Source organism: Blautia sp. AF32-4BH (assembly GCF_003460565.1).
Lineage (GTDB): Bacteria > Bacillota > Clostridia > Lachnospirales > Lachnospiraceae > Fusicatenibacter > Fusicatenibacter saccharivorans.
This window is the reverse complement of the sequence record NZ_QTVL01000011.1, coordinates 82,175-104,210: the sequence shown is the minus strand read 5'-3', so window position 1 is coordinate 104,210 and position 22,036 is coordinate 82,175. Positions and strand designations below refer to the sequence as shown.

Here is a 22,036-nt window from a genome sequence, read left to right as displayed (position 1 = left end):
CAAAAGAACTCATTCACTGTAGCTCTCGCTGACAGCTTAGTTATAATAACACCCCCGAAAGCAAAAGTCAACACCTTTTTTCGAATTTTCTTATTTTTAGAAAAATACGGTCAATTCTGCATATTCAGTATTTTATCTGACTATTTCTTTTTTTACTCCATCATCAAAATCTTTTTCGGCTGATATCGTACAATCTGGTATACCATAACCATAGAAGAAGCCAGCACAACCCCCATTCCACAAAGATACAATATTATAATCTGCTGTGTCTTAATTGCAGCCTGCACACCGTTCGAAAGATCTACAGCTATTTTTATCACATTCGCCAAAGGATAAGAAAAAATTACCCCCGCTGTAATTGCCAGCAATACCGGGCAAAAAGATTCCATCAACATCTGCAGCATAATCCGCATCTTTGTTTCTCCAACAGAAAGAAGAATGCCAATCTCAAACATGCGATCCCGCAAATTCATAAGAATCAAAAAACTTAATGTGATAGTTCCAAGGATTACGGAAACTATCACCATGAGATTCGAAATCCCTGCCAGGCTCTTCAGGCTGTCGGCCACCGCTTTATAAGCTGAAACATTTACCGTATAGTCCATATCATATTCTTCTTTGATATATTCCGGCATTTTTTTCGCATCTTCAGCAAACGCTCTTCCTTCTTCCGGGTCCTTCAACTGCAATGTAATTTCTTTTACATTATCATTTTCATTCATCTCATAAACTGGTGTATCCAGGGTATAGATAGCATTTGCTGGGTTATTATATACCACATTTCCACTGTAAGCTGCCTCGTTCGTACTGTAAATACCACTGATTTTAAATGTATACCGCTCCTTTGTGTATGGTGAAAGAACAGCTATGGTATCTCCTATTCCCAGTCCATTCCGTTCCGCAATCCCATCACTGACTACCGCTTCTTCTGCATTCTGCGGTACATGTCCCGAAATCAGTGTAACTACAGAAGAAACAGAACTAAAATACTCGACAGGATCAGATGATCCCTCCACATAAATATTTTCTGTTCCATTTTCTTCCTGTCCGTCCATAATTTCAGCTGTAAAGTTATCCGCCAGAGCAGCTGTCACCGTATTACAGCTGCCAAACCGAATTCTTTCATCAGCGCAGAGTTCCAAATATTTTTGATGTGAAATCGAATTCACACCGCGCGGCTCTTCACTGTATATCTGACGCTCATTCGATACAAGCACGCTTCCTCCGATGCTCGTCCGAATCTCCCATATCCGTTCCCGACTTGCCGCGCGGATACATAAGCCAAACAGGATCAGGATGGATAAAATCAGGAAACTTAAAAACATCAGAATTGTATTTTTTTTATGATAAGAAATACTGCGAAATGCTCTTTTGATCCAGTTCATAAAAACTTTCCCTCCCCCTCATGTTTAATCCTGCAATTTTTTCTTTTCCAGCCGTACCACCACATCTGCCTCCGCGGCAAATGCTTCCGAATGTGTAACTGCTATTACACATTTCTTATCTTCATGAGCCAGCTCTTTGAAAATTTTCACAATGCCAGCCGCCGTATCAACGTCCAGATTTCCCGTCGGCTCATCCGCAAGAATCACCTCTGCATTTGTCGAAATCGCACGCGCAATCGCTACGCGCTGCTGTTCGCCTCCTGAAAGTTTATTGATATTGCGGTTCATCTGATCTTCTGTAATTCCCATTCGTGTCAGAAGTTCCCGCGCCCGTTCTTTTTTGTTTTTAATCGGATTTGACGTAATTTCCATTGCCGCCAGCACATTCTCCAGCGGGGTCAGATAAGGCAGCAGATTATACGCCTGAAACACAATTCCAATCTTGCTGTTTCGATATCTTGTATAGCCAATTTCCCGGATATCTTTTCCTTCAAAGCACACGCAGCCGCTCTTAGGTTCTTCCAGCGCACCCGCCAAAGTCAGCGTCGTTGTTTTCCCCGATCCAGAAGGACCAACAATCGTGTAAAGAGTACCCTTCTCAAATGAATAGCTGGCTTTATCCAAAATATCAATTCTCTTTCCGCCGCTCTCGTAAAAATAGCTTACCTCTTTTAATTCCAGTTCTGCCATATTGTTCCTTTCTACTATAATCTAGTCGCCTCTACATTTTTCCAGTTCTCACTTCCGTAAGAAACCCATCTTTTACCAAATATACTTTATCAAATTTTTCCAGTTTATCATAATGATGTGTAATAAAAATCACAGATTTTTCCGGCATTTCTTCTGTTATAATTTTATAAAGATATTCATTGGCTTCTACATCAAATCCACTGGACGCTTCATCAAAAAGCATAACCGGCGCATCTTTCAATAGTGCCCGTGCAACCACAAGCTTTTGTCTTTCTCCTCCTGAAAGAAATGCTCCATCATCTCCTATTTGTGTTTTTTCTTTTTCTGGAAAACGTTGCAAGTATTTTTTCACGCCACTTTTCCTTAGTACCTCATTCAGTTTTTGTCTGTCTGCTTTCCCCTCCAAATCTATATTCTGCACAATGTCCCCCAAAAACAACGCTGATTTCTGACTCACAACAGAAAAAAGGCTTCGGTATTCTGATAATTTTAGCACTTTTATATTTTCACCATTACATAAAATTTCTCCTTCTTCCGGTTCATAAAATCGTAATAGTAATTCCAAAATTGTTGATTTTCCACTTCCATTTTTTCCAATAATAGCCACTTTTTCTCCCGGCTCAAGTTTAAAAGATACTTTCTTTAACACTTCCCTATCCTTTGTATACTGAAATCTCACATTTTTAAATTCTAATATTGGCGAAATCTCTTTTTCCACTCTTTTACTTCCACTTCGTTCCTCTTCCATATTCAAAAATGTATAAAGTCGTTCAGCGGACGGTTTGACACTTGCAAAATGCATACGCAGATCAATTAAACTATTTACCGGTCTTGTAACATAACTAGAATAAGAAACAAAAGCAAAAACTGAACCTATGGAAATTTTTCCCACGAACACCAAATATCCACCAACTAAATAAATAAGAATTGTTACACCCCACTCTAAAACAGCATCCCCAAAAATATTCCATGTCTCAATCATGGTTCCTTTCATTTCAACCGCTAACGATTTACAAATCTGTTTTAAAAATTCGCATTTTCTTAATTCATATAGATTCCACAATTTAATTTCTTCCACAGTATTAATTGTATCGCCAAGCCATCCTCCAAATTGTTGCTCAACTTGAATATACATTTTCATGTTTTTCTCACGCTTTTTAGCAAGACATTTTACTAACACGTATTTCACTGGAATTACTATCACTACAATGCATAACAGTTCAGGACTCAACAGCATAAGTCCAGCAAGTCCACTAATTACACGAAAAACATACGAAAAGCTCATCACTACATATCTATCTGTCATAGACGCAACCTGAGATACATCGCATTGTAACATTTGCACTATTTCCATACTATTTTTCATTTGAAAATAATGTTTTTTTAAATGCAATAATTTTCGAAATACATTGCAATACAAGTTCTTATAGAATGAATTATGTATTTCTGCAAAAGTTTTTGCCTGCACAACTTCAATCATTAAATATACCAGCACACAAACAAATAAACCGGCTACTCCATTAACAATTTGGGGCATATTTTTTTCGAGTATTCCGATGTCTGTGATCTGTTTTATCAATAATGGTTGCAGAAATACAGTTACTGTAGAAACAATAGTGCTTATACTCAAAATACCTATTTCTTTTTTATATTTGAGTAACTCTTTTAAAAAATATAAACATTTATTATTCTCTATTATTTTCTTCATTGTTCACAAATATAATATTTTTAATCCTTTAAGCAAACACTGATTCCTATTAGTCCAACCATACACACCCCAAGAAATATGTCCATCCAGACTATTTTCCCACTTTGCTTTTCTCCACTCGAAGGAGCCTTAAAAAATACTTTTTCAAAGCCTGTATCATTTTTATCAAAATATTTTTGTCCTATAACCTCTTCTTTCGTTTCATTCTCCTTCTTCTCAAGCCAATACTGGATCGAAATTTCCTGCATTTCTTCACCACCATATTCGGCTCTTTGATTATCTTTTGCAAGTTCTTCCGCTATTTTTCCGCCAAAAATCTTCATCGCACTATCTTGACTTTCTTCATAGGGTTTTCCAGCTCCCAAAAATAAAAATTGTCCTACTTTCTCCACGCTATCTGGAATCCGTATTTTTGACAAAGAAGAGCAATACATAAAGGCATTATCACCAATGCTCTCTAAACCATCATAAAAATAAATCTGTGTGATTCTAGTTCCCTGAAATGCGCTTTTTCCTACCTTTTTTAGTGTTTTTGGCATTACAATGCTGATAAACCCAGCAGTTGTATCACTGTACTGACCATCTTCCGCAAAGGCAGATTCCCCGATTTCAACAATGCCTTCGGATATCTGCACTGCCCGAAGATCCGTTTTTCTCAAAAAGCAGGAATCTCCGATTCTCGTCACTTCTTTCCCACCTACTTCTTTCGGTGTGACAATCACGCTTTCCGTCCCGATATAGTTTCGTAAAGTTACAGTTTCATCTTCTTCCACGCTATACTGGTAATCTCCCTCTTGGAGCCAGTCTGCCTGTAGCGAAACCTGTGTCGTTCCAGATTCCACTGCAAAAACGTCTTCCCGCCATACCAGCACCAGAACCATCGCTACGATCACTATCATTCTTTTTTTCTTCATGAACACCTACTTTCTGTCCAGCAATATAGATGCCGGGCTTTCTCTAGTTATTTTGCCGACTTGCAGAATTAATATCAAAAGGAAAAGATCTAAAATACCAAGAATCATCCCCGTCATGATTTTCCAGTTCCACTCAATGGACAAATCCGTATCAACAGTTACTCCCGTTGATTCATACGCAGCTATTTCGCTTGTCGGGAGCGCGTTTTTAATATTTCCCGACAGATCTTCATTTTCCTGCTCCACTTTCTCAGCCTGATTCGAAATCATCCGATCTGCGAAATACTCTGCTGTTGGTGTCGCACACAGCGCCGCAAAAACCAGGGCAATCAAAACCGGAACCAAATTCTCCAAAACGAACTGTCCTAAAATCCTTTTTCTGTGTTCCCCCATCGAAAGTAAAATTCCAATCTCACGTTTTCGCCCTTTGACTGACAGGCTGGTCAGAATGCCGAACAGTAAAATTCCGGCAGTCACAAATCCTACGATCATATATCCTATCAGACGATTCAATTTTTCAACAGGTTTCGCAACCATCTCATACCATTCCTTGTTTCGAATCAACTGATAGGACCATTCTCCAGATTCCAAATCCTGCTGTGATATTACCATTGGCTTTACGCTGGAACGTATTCCATTTTCATCGGTCTGTACAACATCATCCACACTTCCTATTTTTATTTTGTTTTTTGTTTCTTCTATGAATGGTTCAACTGATTTTGTATCTTTCAAATAGACCGTAACTGTATTAAATCCCACATTTTGAATTTTTAATGCTTTCATAGAATACTCGCAGAAAATATCCAGTGGAATAAAAATTAAATTATTGTGCCAGTCATTCACAACGGAATCGGACTGATAAACCTCTGGAGTTCTGTAAATGCCTCGAATTTTGAAACTAATTTCTTCCGGGGCACTTACTTTATAGTATTCGATCGTTCCCTGCTCCATTTTATATTTAACAGTATCGCCCACATGGAGATGATTTTTTTCGGCGTATTTTTCTCCTACCACAGCTTCGTATTTGCCCCGTTCTCCGTAGCTCAGTCCGCTTCCTTCCACAATCCTGTAACCCTTTGCCAGAAAATAGGTATCGTATGCGCAGTCCAGTGTTCCAACAGCCGTCATCGTATACATGCCTGAATCTTTCAGATAACCTTTTAGGCGCTGTTGTGTCTCCTCGCTGATATATGTTTCCGTATCCACCGGATCAAGCCAATATGTTCCCGCTTCCATGGTGTACCCCTGAACATAATTGCTGTCAATGAACTTTTCTACGATTGCGGACGGGATCGCATATACAGTACATGATTTTCCAGCTTCTCCCTCGGCCGGCCCGCGCAGAGTAATAGAGTTGGCCAATGTTTCCTGTGCTCTTTTCACTTTATTTCCACTTGCAATTCCAATCATCAGCATAGAAAATATCGCCAGGAAAAGTACTAAAAACAGTATGATATACATCAATGTTTTCGCAGGAGTACTTCTTAATTTTCTGCTCGCTCTTTTCAACATATTCTTTCTTCCCCCTATATATTTCAAAATGCGACAAGCTTATGTTTAATTTTCAAGTGTCCAAATAATCCTATCGCTCAATTTTTCTATTTGAGAATCACTTTTAATATCAACAACTGATATTTTTTTCAAATGCTCAAAATCCCTTTCCTTGTCAATTAATTTTAAAAAACACATCTTTTTTTGTTCAAAACTCGCATCCATATCAATTGCAAATTCTGATATTCCAATATCATTAATTGTAATATCATATCTTTTTTGAACCTCATCTTTAACATGACTAATAAACGCTTCTTCATAGCGCATATATGGTAGCATCAAAACACTATAATCTGGTTCTATTGCACACATAAACAATTGTGTAGTAATGCCAAAATCATTAGAATATTGTGGATTAAACGAGAGACATGCTCCTGGTATCCCAACAATTACAATATCATAATCTTGTTCTAACCGCTTTACAGCCGCATTTATATTTATAATTATCTCTTCATTCCTATTTTTCCCATTTAAATATTTCTTTTCAAAGCAAAATGTATCTTTCCCAATTAATCCATTTAATCCAGAAACAATTGCTGCAACTTTATATCCTTTTTGTTTCAAACATTTTTGCAGTTCTAATTCCATTTTCAATTTTCCACTATTTTGTGTCAAACCCAAAACGCAAATAACCGGAATATTTATCTTTCTTACTCTTAAATCGTCACACTTTTTTTGAATTTTTAATTTTTTAGCAACAACGACATTTTCATAATGCTGATCTATCTCTAAACTGTTCCTGATATTATTAATAGAAACTATCGTTATGGATTTCTGCTTTGCTGTTTTCACCACGCTCTTTATATATTCAGGCGATGCATCGTGCCAACTTTCAAGAAGAATTAACACTTCACATTCTTTTATAATATTACCTATTCCCTCCTCTATTATTATCTCACTACCATCACAACGTTGAATTTTTTTCCCGCAAAGTCCCCATGCTTTTATTGAAGCAATATGCATAATTTCACCATATCTACATTCATGTATGTTCTCAAATAGTGTTATACTTTCTTGATCTACCGGAAATATACCTACTCTTTTTAACATTTTCATTCATACTCCTCAAATTTATAACCAAGTTCTTTTAAAGTACAGTAATTTTTCATTGCCTCTTCAAATCCCCCTCTAACCTTCCAGCAATGTTTTTCTATTTCTTTATTTGAAATATTTTTAGTGTCATCTGCACATGCTATACAAATTGTGCAATGTTGATATGCCCAACAATCCTTACACCGGTCTTGCGAATATCGTTCTATATTTAGCAAATTTAACACTTTGTTTTTATCTATTCCTTTTTTTATATCACCTATTTTGGAAACTTCTGATATTTCACTCACTCGCTCACACGGATATATATTTCCTTCTGCTGTTACAAAAATTTTTTTCGCGCCTGGAATACAGGGACCACTATGATGATTTACCTTTGAAATCTCTTCTTGCATTTTTTCCTCATGTTGTTTAATTTCTCTCATTTCATTATCAAATTCTTCTTTTACTGCTCTAGCCACAAATTTTTCATTAATTCGTTTTAATTTTGAAAGAAAACATTTAAAATATTCATATTCCTGTTCTTCAACAAATTCTCCGCTAAATTCACATTGTTTATCCGTATAATTATCATTCAAAACAGATATTCTACTCAAATTTTTCGAAATCAGCCTATCTTTATCCAAAAACTCATATATTGTTCTTAACTCATTTTGGGGATCTAACACTGTGTTGAAAGACACATTTTTTTTATAATATTTTCTGTCCATACTATATATCATTTTCATGCTATCTCTCAATTTTTCAAATGATCCTCTATTACTTCCTGCAAATATTCTATTTTTATCGTGCACTTCTTTAGGCCCATCCAAACTAAACATAATTTGTATATTATTTTTAATAAAATACTGAACAATTTCTGGTGTAAACAACGTTCCATTAGTGGTCAAATTAAAATGTACCGTTCTTTGGCAATATTCTCTCTTCACATACTCAACTACTTCTTTTATCAATCTGAACATTAATAATGGCTCTCCGCCATAAAATGATATATATATGTCTTCGCTAGACATCGAATGCCCATACAAATAATCTACTGCTTCTTTTGCAGTTTCCCAGCTCATTTCTTTTTGACTATGATTTCTATTTTTGTAATCACCAGAATAAACACAATAACTGCAACGCAAATTACATTTTTGTGTCACTTGCAAAACTAACTGATTCATTCTATTTTCTAAATAAGATTCTAAAAAGTCCGTAGCAAAATGTTTTACCTCTTCTACCCGCGTTCTTTTCAAATATCCTTCATTTATTAGCTTTTCTATTTCTCTTTCCGCTTTTTCATCCCAAATATTGTTTTCCAAAAAATTATATGTTTCGAAAGACACCTGAATAATTTTATCAGTATTCACATCATATACATAATATTCTTTTGCAGTTTTGAAACAATGAATAAATGGTTTATGCATGTTCTTTTCCTCTTGTTTTATATGCTATTTCTTTGTTAATCAATTTTATTATGTCATCAAATGTATCAAATTTTCCAGCCACAATATCTTTTTCCTTAAAATGAATATCAAATTCTTTTTCTAACTCCACATATACATTTATCAAATCTCTTGCGCTGAATTTTAGATCATTTCCTAAAAGCTTTTGATTTTTCCAGTCTTTTTTCTGTTCTAAATTTCTATATTTCTTTAATATATCTTTCACTTTTTCTTCTATCATTTCTATTCTCTTTCATCAAATCTACTATTGTCAGCATTTTTACTCTACAACAAACATATCAACATTTTAACAAACGCTATTTCAAAGGATCTATAATACTTCTAGCCATATTCTTAAACGATTTTTTATAATGCTTAAATCAACTTTTAAACTTATCCTCTAATTAAAATGAGGACTAGAGGACTACCACTAATTAACACTGTAGCAGCCCTCATCTTTCTTACATTTTAGTGATTAGCATTAGATCCAAATACACTTGTGTATAACTGATTCTGCGCCTGAGCTTTCTGAACATAGGCAGACCCACACGTAGAAAAGCATGTGCATGAACACGGTCCATTTGCATAAACACTCACATTATTTCTTCCCTTATGTTCTTTCTTTTTAAGCGTTTTCTTCATTTGAATACCTCCCTTCGAGCATAATTTTATTACCCATTGCGATCGCAAAAGTAATCCAGTAAATTTTAGTCGTCTAAAAGTTGCATTATTATCCATTTATATGCGTTATAACAATTTTCAAACTGCATTTGCTCCATCCTTGTTTTCACATTCCATCCTTTTTTATCAAAAACCTCAAAATCTATCAAACTATTACTTTCAAATATATTTTTATCCGTTTGAATAATAAGCACATCTGGATTGTATATTGTATTTACTGCCATTATTAACGTCTCTGTCACATTCCCATGCGTATAAAATTCTAATGGAATTTCTGCCACGCAAGACTCTTTTAGGTTCTTTTCTGATGTTAATACTATACACTCATAGTCTTCCTTCCCAAAACACTCATATAACAACTTTGCCCCAATAACAGTACGTGTTAAAATTATCGGAATTGACCACGCTTTATTATTCACAATCCCATTCCATTCCAATTCTTTTTCATAGATACATTTGTTTATATGATTCATAATAAATTTTTTTGCATCTTGGTATGAACCTTTTTTATTTTTCCTTAAATAACATATCAAAAGCACAGTAATAATCGGAGCTGCAAAACTATTTGATTTGTATTCTTTCCCAACAATCTTCTTTAAAACGTCATCAAAATTTAACTGTATCGAATTCATTTCCGAAAAAGGAAATGATTTAGACACCGAAATTTCTTTTTCCTGCAATTTAGCAATATAATTTCTTACCCCGAAAACCCCATCAAAGCATGCCGGCCATGTAGGAAAGTTTGTATTTGATAGCGCTGCACATAATATCATTTTATTAGAAACCATTTGTTTTATAATATTTTCTATCTTTTTTGCATCTATATAATTTGTTGTTCCAACACTCATATGCACAAGTTTTATCTTTTCTTTTAAGCACCATTCTAACGCCGCTTTGAATGAATCAATGCTACCTCTTTCCCCTGTTTCCATAATTTTTATAGAGATAAATTCTACCTCTGGGCAAAAATATTTGATGATACTATAACACTTATCGCCATGTGTTAGTTTATATCTCTTTCTAAACAGATTATCTTTTTTTTCAGAATTGCACAAAACAACTTTTTTATTCTCATCAACATAGTATTCATTCTCACTCAGAAACAGCCCCCCTGCTGTCCCGTCATCTATAATTACATATTTTCCATCGTTTTTTTTATTTTTCATATGCAAATAGTCTTGTTCAGCTTTTCTTTTTCGTCTACATACTTACATTATATCTATATTTCTTCTTTTTTCAATGTGCTTTTTGTACATATTTTCAGTTTTTATTCATTATAAATTCACATAAATATTTTTTTCACAAAAACATGTAATTTTTTTTATATAAATACGTATATTTATAGATATTTCTTTTCATATCAGTTCAACCCCCATATTTTCCACAACTCTCAACTTTTTCCACTAATATCCTATTTGTTCTTTCATTTCCATTCTTATCCCCTTCTATCTAGCAGATTCTTCCGCTCTCAACTTCAGAGAAAAAGCGGTCGGCGTGTGGGCGGCGGATGCGGTGGGAGGGGAGAAACGTGCCGGGGCGCGGGGCATTGATTTGGGTGGGAGCGGAACCTGACGCGGACGGGACGGAACGGGGGAGATGAAATCCGGCTCACAAAGCCGGATTTCAAGAGACACTGAGTCGGGAAAACATCAGTTTTCCTGACGAATTGTCTCGGTGCTCCCCCGTTCCGTCCCATCCACGCCAAGGTCTCCGCCCCACCCAAATCACAGCCCCGCACCCCGGCACGTTTCTCCCCTCCCACCGCATCCGCCGCCCACACGACGCCCGCTTTTCCTCGTCCCCCCTCCCACCAAAAAACGGCCCCACAAGGAACCGTTTTTTCTCATCTTATAATACATTCTTCAACAGCATCAGCACCGGATTATTCTCCCGAATCCATGCCAGCGCCATATCGCCCTGGATCTGCTTCATGCATACATTCCCCCAGTGTGTCGCCTGAAAGCAGTACACCACCGCAAAGAAAATCCAGATCCACAGCACCGCACGCACGACACCAAGTCCTGCTCCTCCCATGCGGTTCAAAAAGCTGATCCCCGGAATCTCCGCAATCAATTCCACAATTTTCACCGCAATCGTCACGAAAACAACGGCAAGCACCAGCGTCAAAAAGAAAGCAATCCCTTTCATAATCTTTTCCGATACCGCCTTCGCCGCGTAGGATGCCAAACTGTGCAGCTGTTCCTCCTGGTACTCCCGCACCGCGCCGCTTCCGAGGATCTGGTTCACCAGCTCCTCCGGCACGCCCATGCTCTCCAGCCATTTCTTCTGCACATCCTGGTTTTCCCCCGACAGAAATTCATTGTTTTCAAATGTCTCTAAACATTTCTTCTCCACATACTGCGGCAGCGTTGTCCGCTCATTCAGCACATCCGTTACATACGGATTCATCCAGATCGCCAGTCCTGTCACCAGAATCAGGGACACCATGGACAGCACTGTCCGGACCAGCCCCTTTCGATATCCAGCCAGCGCGGAAAGAATACACACCGCAAGTAATACGTATCTCAGCCAATTCATGTTTTTCTTCTCCTATTTCAGCCGGATCATCGAAACGCCGTCCTCCTCCGCGAGCAGATACCGGTTCTGCCCCATGCCGAGGATCTCGTGAATCTGTGTTTCGCTGACCACGCCGCTGTACTTCTTTCTTCCATTTAAGGTATATACACACAGTTCCTGCCGGTTCGTCAGCAGAATCTGTTTTTCTTCTATCTGAAGGTTCTGGTAATAGAAATCCAGATTTTCATCCGCAAGCTGTTTTCCTTTCAGATTGTAGATTTTCATCCGGTACGGATGATCGTCACTCTCCCCGCGCAGAATCAGAACCACGCGGTCGTCTGCATACGCGCAGCTTAAAATTTCTCCATCTTCTGATACGCTCACTGTCTCTTTCGGCTTGTTCGTTCCTTCATAGATGCGGAAGCCGTTGTCAAAGAAGGCAACCCATGAGGATGTTCCCGCGGTTTCGATCTGCGGGCACAGCATATCGGTATAGCTCGATGAACTTGCAAGGTTGTCCACCAGATCCTCGCCCCTGCTCCCGAAATTGTAGAAAGCGACCTGTGATTTCATCTTGCCGCCGTCTTCGTAAGCGTAGGAAACCGCCATCCAGAGTCCGTCCGAAGAAAGCGAGAGATCCATCGGATAGCCCGGACTGTCCATATTCGGGTGGGAGGAGGCGATCTCCGTTCCATCGGTATTATAGTATTTGATCCAGCTCTCCCCGTTGTTTTCCAGAATCGCCGCAACGACGCCCTGGCCTGCAACGGATGCTTTCACGATCGGATACGACGCGGTAATTTCGCCGGCCTTTCCATCGGCATCGTATACAACAATTTTGGTTCCGTTTTTATCGTAAATGGCAATTGCATCGCCGCAGGATATCATCTGCGGATTTTCCATGGTATAATGATCGCTCCAGAGGGTCTGATTTTTCCGGTCGCGCAGTTCGATGCCGTCGATACCGTAGCGCACGATCTTATTTCCGGATTTCTGAAACATATACGTATCGGTGTCCTCGGTCTCTGTTGCCTGTACTGTGTCGTATCCCTGAAAAGTACGCAGCTGAAGCCATACCCCTGTACCAATTCCGGCCGCGAGAATGGCTCCTGCAAGGATTCCAACGGTGATCCGGCGTCTGCGTTTTCTTTTTCTGTTTTCTGCTTTATACTCCTCAAGATCCCGGACTTTTGCTCCGTTCTCCTGTTCTTCTCTGTTTTTTCCGTCCATTTTCATTCCCCTTATGTTCTTTTCGGACTTATTTTCTGCCGCCCTTTCGGCCGCAGTTTGATTCCGCTCTAGTGTACCATATTTTTCTCTATTTTGGGAGGTATATTTTCTGCCCCGCATATATGAGATCTTCCACCGCGATCTGGTTCAGTTCGCAGATATCTTTCACTCTGCTCATCGTTCCGTAATATCTCTCACTGATTTTCGAGAGGCTGTCCCCCTTCTGTACGGTGTACTCCTGCCAGACCTGCGCGGCGGTTTCTGCCGTCTCACTGCCGGAAGCAGTTCCCGGGGCGGACGATGGCTCTGCTCCCGGTGCTGGATCTGTCTGCGCCGTACCGGTATTGTTCTCCGCTGCACCAGTCTGCTCCCCGCCGGATGTGCTTTGCTCTCCGCTGCCTGCCGGATCCGTTCCGGATAAATTCTGCTCCTCACTTACCGCCGCGCTCCCGCTCTCATTTTCCGTTTCCAGTTCCGTTCCTGTGCTTTCCGGTGTCGAAGTATTTTCCCCTGTGTTTCCCTCTTCCGCCGCTGATGCTTCCGCTGCACTCTCCGCCGTCTGTGTCTTCTCTCCCTGTACGTTTCCCGCCACTGCTACCGTCTGCTCCTTTGTTTTCCCCGGAAACGGCAGCGCATCTCCGTATTTCTGCGTCACCGTCACAAGAAGCGCCGCAGCCGCGCATGCTGTCATCGCATAGAGGATCGGCTTTCTGTGATCGTGTTCCGGCTCCTCCCCGCTCTTCTCCTCAATCATCTTCCGAAAATCGCTGACAGCGCGGTCGGGCACGCTCTCTCCGTTTTCGATCGACCGGTTCTGATTCTGATCGATCAGATACGACTGCATCGGCTCATTCTTTTCATAATAAATGTAAAAGCCTCCCGTGCTCCGCAGGGTGCCGCCCTCGTACGTATAGAAGGTTTCCTCTTTTTCCTGTCCGTTGACGCGGAACAGCGTCTTGTCATTTCCGCCGAAGTGGTTCAGATGCGCTCGGATGATCTGTTCATTCAGATCCTCCCCGTATCCCGGAAGAGAAAGTGCCCAGCCGAGGATCTGCTGGTTTTTGAAATATTTTTCCATCACATCGTGGACCTCCGTCCATACTGCATCATCGAAGACCAGGTGATCCGGCGCCGGCTCCATCGTATGAATCGCGGCCGCGCTGCGGATAAAAAAGTAGGAAATTCCGTCCGCCCACTTAAATTCGCCGAACAGCATGGCGGCACGTCCCTCCGGTGCGGAAAAATATTTTTTCAGAAAGGTTCCGACATAATCTTCCAGATAAATCCGCTCCCTGCCGTTCGTATCACCGACCTGGCGGATATTTTTCGGCAGATGAAAGTATCCCTCGTTGCCGTTCGCCTGCTCTTTGTTTTCTTTATAGACAATCTCAATCATGCTTTTCACCCCTTTTTGCCTACTTTATCACGGATGTTCCGCGAAAAAGATCGTTTTGGGGCAGGGCTGTCACGGTTTTTTCCGACTGTTTTCCCGTTTTTCTGCACCGGAGGGCATGTCATGTTTTTTTCATTGCAGGAATAGTTTATACCATATACGGTTAAACTGTGGATGATTCTTCTGAAAGGCAGGTACCGGTCATGTTTCGAAAAAAAGACGCCGAAGTTTACTACATCAATGAGCGAAGCCGCAGCGCCAGCGAAGAGCTGGCGTCGCTGTTTTCTTACTGCATTCAAAAGGACGGACGCATGTTCCGTGAACTGGTATTTCTCTGCATCGGAAGCGACCGGATCACTGGGGATTCCTTAGGACCGCTGATCGGGTACCAGCTTTCGCCGTACTGCAGCCGCGTTTTTCATGTCTATGGAACGCTGGATGACCCGGTGCACGCCCTGAATCTACCGGACCGGATTTCGTACATCCATTCCCGCCACCCGGAGGCACTGCTCGTTGCGATCGATGCTTCGCTTGGTTCGCGGCGTCATCAGGGATACATCACGATCGGAAACGGGGCGATCCGGCCGGGCGCGGGGGCAGGGAAGACGCTGCCCGAGGTCGGGGATATTTTTATCACAGGTATTGTGAATGTATCGGGCAGTTTTGAACAGCTTCTTCTGCAGACAACCCGGCTTGCCACGATTTTCCATATGGCGGAATCCATCTCTCAGGGAATCCTGCTCGCCTGCCGGGAACTTGAGGCGGCCGGGACAAGCGAACTTCTGCTTTAAGAAAAACTGCAGACAACAAAACAGGCAGAGACTGCACCGTTTTCCGGTGTGGCCTCTGCCTGTTTTCTTTTGTCATTTATTTCGAAAAATCTTATTTACAGAACTCTTTTACCTGCTCGTAAACGCCCTCGCCGTCGAGTTTGTATTTTGCAAGAAGAGCGGCTGCCGGGCCGGACTCTCCGAAGACATCCTGTACACCGATTTTCTTCACCGGAACCGGGCATTTCTCTGCCAGTGCGTCGCAGACTGCGCTTCCAAGTCCTCCGATCACCGAGTGCTCTTCTACGGTTACGACTTTGCCGGTCTCTTTTGCTGCTGCAACGATCAGCTCCTCATCCAGCGGTTTGATGGTGTGGATGTTGATGATCTTGGCATCAATGCCGTCTGCGGCAAGTTTCTCTGCTGCTTCCAGAGCGGAGCTTACGCAAAGGCCTGTTGCAACGATGGTGACATCCTTGCCTTCACGGAGAACAACGCCTTTTCCGAGTTCAAATTTGTAATCCGGTCTGTCGTTGATCACCGGCACTGCCAGACGTCCGAAACGAAGGTAAACCGGTCCGTTGTATTCATAAGCTGCTTTCACGCAGGCTTTTGCCTCTACATCATCTGCCGGGTTCAGGATGACCATACCCGGGATGGTTCTCATCAGGGCGATATCCTCGTTGCACTGATGTGTTGCGCCGTCTTCTCCTACGGAAATTCCGGCATGGGTAGCACCGATTTTTACGTTCAGATGCGGGTATCCGATGGAGTTGCGTACCTGCTCAAACGCACGGCCTGCGGCAAACATCGCGAAGGTGCTTGCGAACGGAACGATGCCTGTGGTGGAAAGGCCGGCAGCGATTCCCATCATATTACATTCTGCGATACCACAGTCGATGTGACGGTCCGGATATGCTTTTTTGAACACACCAGTCTTGGTTGCTGCTGCAAGGTCAGCGTCGAGTACGATCAGATTGTCATGCTCTGCGCCAAGTTCAACCAGTGCATTACCGTAACTTTCTCTTGTTGCGATTTTCTTTACTTCTGACATAACGCTTCACCTGCCTTTTCCAGTTCTGCCATAGCAATTGCGTATTCTTCATCGTTCGGAGCTTTTCCGTGCCAGCCTACCTGGTTCTCCATGAAGGAAACGCCTTTTCCTTTTACGGTCTTTGTGATGATGGCGGTCGGCATGCCTGTTACGGTGCGCGCCTCATCAAATGCAGCTTTCAGCTGATCGAAATCGTTGCCGTCCGCTACGTTGATTACGTGGAAGTTGAATGCCTCGAATTTTTTGTCGATCGGGTACGGACTGTTGACATCTGCTACGTTTCCGTCGATCTGAAGTCCGTTGTTGTCTACGATCACAACGAGGTTGTCCAGATGTTTTGCTCCGGCAAACATGGCTGCCTCCCAGACCTGACCTTCCTGGATTTCACCATCGCCAAGAAGTGTATAAACACGAAATGCTTTGTTCTGCAGTTTTGCACCGAGTGCCATTCCGACTGCTGCGGAGATTCCCTGTCCGAGGGAACCGCTTGACATATCAACGCCCGGGATATGTTTCATATCCGGATGTCCCTGCAGATAAGATCCAAGATGGCGAAGGGTCAGCAGATCTTCTTTCGGGAAATAACCTTTTTCAGCCAGTGCTGCATACAGTCCCGGCGCTGTGTGGCCTTTCGAAAGTACAAAACGATCGCGGTCCGGATCTTTTGGATTTTTCGGGTCCACGTTCATTTCTTCAAAATACAGATACGTGAAAATATCGGCTGCAGACAGAGATCCGCCCGGATGGCCGGCCTTTGCTGCATGAACGCCGCTGACGATCCCTTTGCGGATCTCATTGGCCGTCTTCTGAAGTTCTAACTTGTTCATGTCTTTTCTCCTTGTTTAGTTGAATCGGAATCAAAAGCTGGAAATATCGCTATTGTTCACTTTGTTCACAATACCATATTTCCAGCTTTTATGCAATCATGTTTAGGTCTTATTCGCCGAATACAGCTTTGTAGTCAGCCTGGAATTTTGCGATTCCGGCGTCGGTCAGAGGATGTTTGGTCATCTGTACGATTACGTTGTATGGAACAGTTGCAATGTCTGCACCAGCCAGTGCGCAGTCGGTTACGTGGATCGGGTTGCGGACACTTGCTGCGATGATCTCGGTGTCGATGCCGGCTACGTCGAAGATCTCAACGATTTCACGGATCAGATCAACGCCGCGGGTGCTGATGTCATCGAGTCTTCCAAGGAATGGGGAAACATAAGTTGCACCTGCTCTTGCAGCCAGAAGTGCCTGGTTTGCGGAGAAGATCAGGGTTACGTTTGTCTTGATGCCCTCTGCGCTCAGAACTTTAACAGCTTTGAGTCCTTCTACGGTCATCGGGATTTTAACAACCATGTTTGGATGGATGGCTGCGATCTCACGGCCTTCTTTGATCATGCCTTCTGCATCTGTTGTGGTAGCTTTTACCTCGCCGCTGATCGGTCCGTCTACGATCTCGGTGATCTCTTTGATGACCTCTTTGAAGTCACGTCCTTCTTTTGCGATCAGGGACGGGTTGGTGGTAACGCCGCAGATAACGCCCATGTCGTTTGCTTTTTTAATGTCCTCTACTTTTGCTGTGTCGATGAAAAATCTCATGTTGTTTTTCCTCCCATATTCATACTTTCGTAAGGTTTCGGGGCCTGTTGTTTTCCGCAGAACGGCTCCGTTTTTCTGTTATCTCCAGTATAGATATGTTTGGTTTTTCCGTCAAGTCGGCCTCATTTTTATTAATTAATTTTATTATTTATAAATACTATTTTATAAATTACTCTGGCGGATTTTTTCTCATTTTTTCCGGTTTTTCCTTTTCTTTGTGTTTTCCCGGTTTGCGTCGGAGCTGTTTTATTCAAAATTATTAATAATAATTTCAGCCGTCCTATTTATTTTTTAATTTTTCGGTTCTTGCATACGAAGTGCTGCGCCGCACGATCAGTTTCGGCTCATACTCGACATGATACGTGCTTAAGGGTTCATTGCCGTCCTGGCTTTCCCGAAGAGACTGGATTTTCCGCAGGATGATATCGCACGCATCGCGGCCCTTCAATGGCACATAGTGGTCAATCGTCGTCAGGGAAATCGAGCGGAAGCTGGAATAGACGGTGTTGTCACATCCCACTACGGAAATATCCGCCGGAATGCGCAGTTTGCTCTCGAGCACGGCGTCCATGATCCCGAACGCGATCATATCATTCATGCCGACGATTGCCGTAAGGTTCTTGTCCTCCCGCAGCAGTTCCTTCGTCAGATAATAGCCCATCTTGTACTCAGAATCCATGCTCGGGATCACCTCGTCGAGGTCCTCATCCGCCGATTTGACGATCACGCCGTGGCCGTATCCTGCCTCCTCAAACTCGCGCACAAAGCCCTCCACGCGTTTCAGGCGCTGGCCCTGTTTGGAAGTCAGCGGAGGTGAAACAAACGCCACATGCCGGTGTCCCAGTTCCAGCAGGTGGCGTGCCATCAGCCTGCCGGGTTTTGCATTGTTCAGCTCGACCGCATCAATTTCCAGCAGCTCTTCTCGGTTGTTGATGATGACAAGCGGAATCTCCGCGGCCAGCTCCTCCACTTTTTCCTTGCAGCTTCTGCTCGGATTGCAGGTGTAGATAATTCCGCGCGGGCGCACACTCTTCATCATCCGAAGATAATTCTCTTCGATTTTCAGGTCCCTCTGCGTATTGCAGACAAAGACCCCGTAATTCTTCTCTTTTGCAACTTCTTCGATGCCGTGCAGCAGCATCACATAGTAAGGATTCGTCAGCGTCGGACAGAAGACGACGATCAGCTTGTTGCCGTTCGACTCTCTTCTCATCTTCCGCCGCGGAATCTGGTAGCCCAGCTCTTTTGCCGCCGCCTCCACTTTTTCTACTGTTTCCCGCGAGAACGAAACGTTTTCCCGCCGGTTCAGGATCATGGAGACCGTCGCCTGGGATACGCCTGAGGCTGCTGCGACATCACTGGATGTCACTTTTTTTCTGCCCATAATTACAGCTCCGTTCTGCCCTCTAACGCACGCAGAAGGGTGACTTCGTCAATATTTTCCAGATCGCCGCCCACCGGAACACCGCTTGCAATCCGCGTCACCTTGATGCCGGTCGGCTTGATCAGCTTGCTGATGTACATGGCCGTTGTCTCGCCCTCCAGGCTGGAGTTCGTGGCAACGATAACCTCCGAGACATCGCCCTGGAGGCGCTGCATCAGCTCTTTTAACCGGATGTCGTCCGGCCCAATCCCCAGCATCGGGGAGATGGCCCCGTGCAGGACGTGGTAAACGCCGTCGTATTTTCCGGTTTTTTCATATGCCGCAAGATCCTGCGTCGTCTCCACCACCATGATCACGCTGTGGTCGCGCTTGACATTTGCGCAGATCGGGCACAGCTCTTTGTCGGTCAGGGTCTGGCAGCACTTACAGTACTGGACATGGGATTTTGCTTCTGTGATCGAATCGGCCAGCCGTTTTGCCTGGTCGGCCGGCATATTCATAATATGAAAGGCCAGTCGCTGTGCGGTTTTCACACCGATGCCAGGCAGATGGGACAGCTGCTCGATCAACTGATTGATGTATCCGCTGTAGTAATCCATCAGAACGGGAATCCTCCGCCCATGCTGCCAAGTCCGCCGGCGAGTTTGCCCATTGCTTTGGCTGCTTCGTCTTCCACTTTGCGCAGTGCCTCGTTTGTCGCTGCCATAATCAGATCCTCGAGCATTTCTACGTCATCCGGATCGACGGCATCTTCGCTGATTTTAACTTTGGTTACTTCTTTTTTACCGGAAATGGTTACTTCTACGGCTCCGCCGCCTGCTGTCGCAGTGAACTCTTTCTCCTCGAGCGCTTTCTGGTTCTCTTCCATCTGCTTCTGCATTTTCTGAGCCTGCTTCATCAGATTGTTCATGTTGCCCGGCATTCCTCCCGGGAATCCTCCTCTTTTTGCCATGGGTAATATCCTCCTGAAAAATTTGTTTTTAATCTATTCTTCCCCGTCGTCGAAGTCGCTCTCGTCGTCCTCCTCGACCGGGATTCCATGAATCGCCTGCGTCAGTGCATCATCCACGGAAATCGTGGAGAGCGCGGCGTTTGCATGCTGGTCTGCTAAAATGAGCTGGACCTCTACGGTTTTTCCAGTCATCTGTTCAATAATGGTGCGGATCTCATCGGCTGCCTCCGGCCGCTCAACGTAGATGGATGCGAGCTGGTCTGCAAACTCAACAAACAGTTTGGCGTCGCCCGTCTCGCTGTTGTATTTCGGAACGGCGCTCTGCAGAAACTGGCGGAACATGCCGCTTGTCTGGCCGACAATTGCCTTCCAGGACGCGCTGATGCGCTGTAAATCCGCCGGTGCGGCTTTCACTGGTGCCGGTGCACTCTGCGGTGTTTCTGCCGCCGCATAGCCGTCTCCGGCCGCTCCGGAGCCTCCTGCACTGCCGTTTCCTGCTCCCGGTGCATTTGTCACCATCATCGGGATTCCGCGCTCCATTTTTTCTTCGAGAATCCTAAGACGCTCCAGCACGGATTCGAGGTTCTGCTCCATCTGCGGTTTGCAGAGTTTGACGAGTGCCACCTCGACGAGCACGCGCTTCTGCGCCGCATAGCGGAGCTGGCCGGAGAGCTCGGATAAAACGCGGATATAGTGGATCAGCGTCTCATCGTCTACCATCGTGCTCTCTTCTTTTAAGAGCTTCAGGTTTTCTGTAGAGACGTCGAGCAGTTCTTCGGTTTCATCTGCGCTTTTTACCAACAGCAGATTCCGCAGATACCACGTAAAGTCGGTAACGAACTGTCCCAGCTCTTTTCCGCGGTTTAAAAGGGTTTCCAGCGTGCGGATGCTTCCCGTTACATCCCCGGCGAGGATCGTGCGGAGCATCTGGCTGAAGATTTCGGTATCAACAGTTCCGAGAACTTCAAGGACTTTATCGTACGTCAGCTTCTGCCCGAGGTAGAAGGCGATGCACTGGTCCAGGAGGCTTAACGCGTCTCGCATGGAGCCGTCGCCCGCCTTTGCGACGTAGCGGATGGCTTTTTCTTCGACGTCCACGCCCTCTTTTTCCATCAGTTCACTAAGACGCGCCGCGATGGTATCGATCGTGATGCGGCGGAAATCGTACCGCTGGCATCTGGAAAGGATCGTCACCGGGATTTTGTTTGCCTCTGTGGTCGCCAGAATGAAGATGACATAGGACGGCGGCTCCTCCAGGGTTTTTAAGAGTGCATTGAACGCTCCGGTAGAAAGCATATGCACCTCGTCGATGATATAGACTTTATACCGTCCCTGTGTCGGCCGGTAGGCTACCTCCTCACGGATTTCACGGATGTTGTCGACACCGTTGTTCGATGCCGCGTCGATCTCGATGACGTTCGTGGAAACGCCCGCCAGAATCGCCTTACACGTCGGACATTCGTTGCACGGGCTTCCGTCCACGGGATGTTCGCAGTTGACCGAACGGGCGAGAATCTTGGCGATCGTCGTTTTTCCTGTTCCGCGGGTTCCGCAGAACAGGTACGCATGACCGATGCGGTCCGCGCGGATCTGATTTTTTAATGTTGTTACAATGTGATCCTGTCCTTTTACATCCTCAAAGGTGGAAGGACGGAATTTTCGGTACAGAGCAGTATAGCTCATAAAATTTTTCTCCTTTTATTGCATCGGCATGGAAGCCTGCCGCCGGCAGTTTCTTTT

General features: G+C 43.7%; 20 protein-coding genes. 1 reads left to right on the top strand and 19 read right to left on the bottom strand.

What is annotated here, in order from left to right:
• Positions 1–152: 152 nt before the first annotated feature.
• From DWZ44_RS13505 to DWZ44_RS13450, 12 genes are all read right to left on the bottom strand, one after another.
• Positions 153–1,385, bottom strand: coding sequence for an ABC transporter permease (locus DWZ44_RS13505; protein ID WP_055226878.1), 1,233 nt, complete (start codon positions 1,383–1,385; stop codon positions 153–155).
• 24 nt (positions 1,386–1,409) lie between these two features.
• On the bottom strand, positions 1,410–2,075 hold the full coding sequence (locus tag DWZ44_RS13500; protein WP_055226876.1) for an ABC transporter ATP-binding protein: 666 nt from the start codon (positions 2,073–2,075) through the stop codon (positions 1,410–1,412).
• A gap of 31 nt (positions 2,076–2,106) precedes the next feature.
• On the bottom strand, positions 2,107–3,783 hold the full coding sequence (locus tag DWZ44_RS13495; RefSeq protein WP_055226874.1) for an ABC transporter ATP-binding protein: 1,677 nt from the start codon (positions 3,781–3,783) through the stop codon (positions 2,107–2,109).
• Positions 3,784–3,803: 20 nt separating this feature from the next.
• Positions 3,804–4,697 carry a leucine-rich repeat domain-containing protein gene (locus DWZ44_RS13490; protein WP_117805073.1) on the bottom strand — a complete coding sequence of 298 codons (894 nt, stop codon included), beginning with the start codon at positions 4,695–4,697 and terminating at the stop codon, positions 3,804–3,806.
• A 6-nt stretch (positions 4,698–4,703) separates the two neighbouring features.
• Positions 4,704–6,113 carry an ABC transporter permease gene (locus DWZ44_RS13485; RefSeq protein WP_158554998.1) on the bottom strand — a complete coding sequence of 470 codons (1,410 nt, stop codon included), beginning with the start codon at positions 6,111–6,113 and terminating at the stop codon, positions 4,704–4,706.
• Between the two features lie 141 nt (positions 6,114–6,254).
• Entirely contained in the window at positions 6,255–7,298 is a 1,044-nt protein-coding gene (locus DWZ44_RS13480) for a DUF1611 domain-containing protein (protein WP_055226872.1), read from the bottom strand.
• 2 nt (positions 7,299–7,300) lie between these two features.
• Positions 7,301–8,707: a Cys-rich peptide radical SAM maturase CcpM gene (gene ccpM, locus DWZ44_RS13475; RefSeq protein ID WP_055265672.1), complete on the bottom strand. Its 1,407-nt coding sequence runs from the start codon at positions 8,705–8,707 to the stop codon at positions 7,301–7,303.
• Positions 8,700–8,966: a hypothetical protein gene (locus tag DWZ44_RS13470; protein WP_055226866.1), complete on the bottom strand. Its 267-nt coding sequence runs from the start codon at positions 8,964–8,966 to the stop codon at positions 8,700–8,702. The genes ccpM and DWZ44_RS13470 overlap by 8 nt, the downstream gene beginning before the upstream one ends.
• A gap of 466 nt (positions 8,967–9,432) precedes the next feature.
• Entirely contained in the window at positions 9,433–10,572 is a 1,140-nt protein-coding gene (locus tag DWZ44_RS13465) for a hypothetical protein (protein WP_055226864.1), read from the bottom strand.
• Between the two features lie 682 nt (positions 10,573–11,254).
• Complete coding sequence (locus DWZ44_RS13460; RefSeq protein WP_055265670.1) at positions 11,255–11,944, bottom strand: CvpA family protein; 690 nt, start codon at positions 11,942–11,944, stop codon at positions 11,255–11,257.
• Between the two features lie 12 nt (positions 11,945–11,956).
• Entirely contained in the window at positions 11,957–13,153 is a 1,197-nt protein-coding gene (locus DWZ44_RS13455; RefSeq protein WP_117805072.1) for a DUF5711 family protein, read from the bottom strand.
• An 88-nt stretch (positions 13,154–13,241) separates the two neighbouring features.
• Positions 13,242–14,549, bottom strand: coding sequence for a LysM peptidoglycan-binding domain-containing protein (locus tag DWZ44_RS13450; RefSeq protein ID WP_226906423.1), 1,308 nt, complete (start codon positions 14,547–14,549; stop codon positions 13,242–13,244).
• Positions 14,550–14,749: 200 nt separating this feature from the next.
• Between DWZ44_RS13450 and yyaC the strand changes: the two genes are divergently transcribed.
• Positions 14,750–15,337: a spore protease YyaC gene (yyaC, locus tag DWZ44_RS13445; RefSeq protein ID WP_022463275.1), complete on the top strand. Its 588-nt coding sequence runs from the start codon at positions 14,750–14,752 to the stop codon at positions 15,335–15,337.
• A gap of 91 nt (positions 15,338–15,428) precedes the next feature.
• Here yyaC and DWZ44_RS13440 read toward each other — a convergent pair whose 3' ends face one another.
• The 7 genes from DWZ44_RS13440 to dnaX all read right to left on the bottom strand — a co-directional run bounded on the left by DWZ44_RS13440 (position 15,429) and on the right by dnaX (position 21,979).
• Positions 15,429–16,370: a transketolase family protein gene (locus DWZ44_RS13440; protein ID WP_055219295.1), complete on the bottom strand. Its 942-nt coding sequence runs from the start codon at positions 16,368–16,370 to the stop codon at positions 15,429–15,431.
• Positions 16,358–17,197 carry a transketolase gene (locus tag DWZ44_RS13435; RefSeq protein ID WP_055219293.1) on the bottom strand — a complete coding sequence of 280 codons (840 nt, stop codon included), beginning with the start codon at positions 17,195–17,197 and terminating at the stop codon, positions 16,358–16,360. The genes DWZ44_RS13440 and DWZ44_RS13435 overlap by 13 nt, the downstream gene beginning before the upstream one ends.
• A gap of 109 nt (positions 17,198–17,306) precedes the next feature.
• Positions 17,307–17,960, bottom strand: coding sequence for a fructose-6-phosphate aldolase (fsa, locus tag DWZ44_RS13430; RefSeq protein WP_022463272.1), 654 nt, complete (start codon positions 17,958–17,960; stop codon positions 17,307–17,309).
• A gap of 280 nt (positions 17,961–18,240) precedes the next feature.
• Positions 18,241–19,344 carry a LacI family DNA-binding transcriptional regulator gene (locus DWZ44_RS13425; protein WP_117761711.1) on the bottom strand — a complete coding sequence of 368 codons (1,104 nt, stop codon included), beginning with the start codon at positions 19,342–19,344 and terminating at the stop codon, positions 18,241–18,243.
• Between the two features lie 2 nt (positions 19,345–19,346).
• A complete protein-coding gene (recR, locus tag DWZ44_RS13420; RefSeq protein ID WP_022463270.1) occupies positions 19,347–19,943 on the bottom strand; it encodes a recombination mediator RecR in 597 nt (198 codons plus the stop codon).
• Entirely contained in the window at positions 19,943–20,296 is a 354-nt protein-coding gene (locus DWZ44_RS13415; RefSeq protein ID WP_022463269.1) for a YbaB/EbfC family nucleoid-associated protein, read from the bottom strand. Before DWZ44_RS13415 ends, recR begins: the two co-directional genes overlap by 1 nt.
• A gap of 33 nt (positions 20,297–20,329) precedes the next feature.
• On the bottom strand, positions 20,330–21,979 hold the full coding sequence (gene dnaX, locus DWZ44_RS13410) for a DNA polymerase III subunit gamma/tau (RefSeq protein WP_055265662.1): 1,650 nt from the start codon (positions 21,977–21,979) through the stop codon (positions 20,330–20,332).
• Positions 21,980–22,036: the final 57 nt, after the last annotated feature.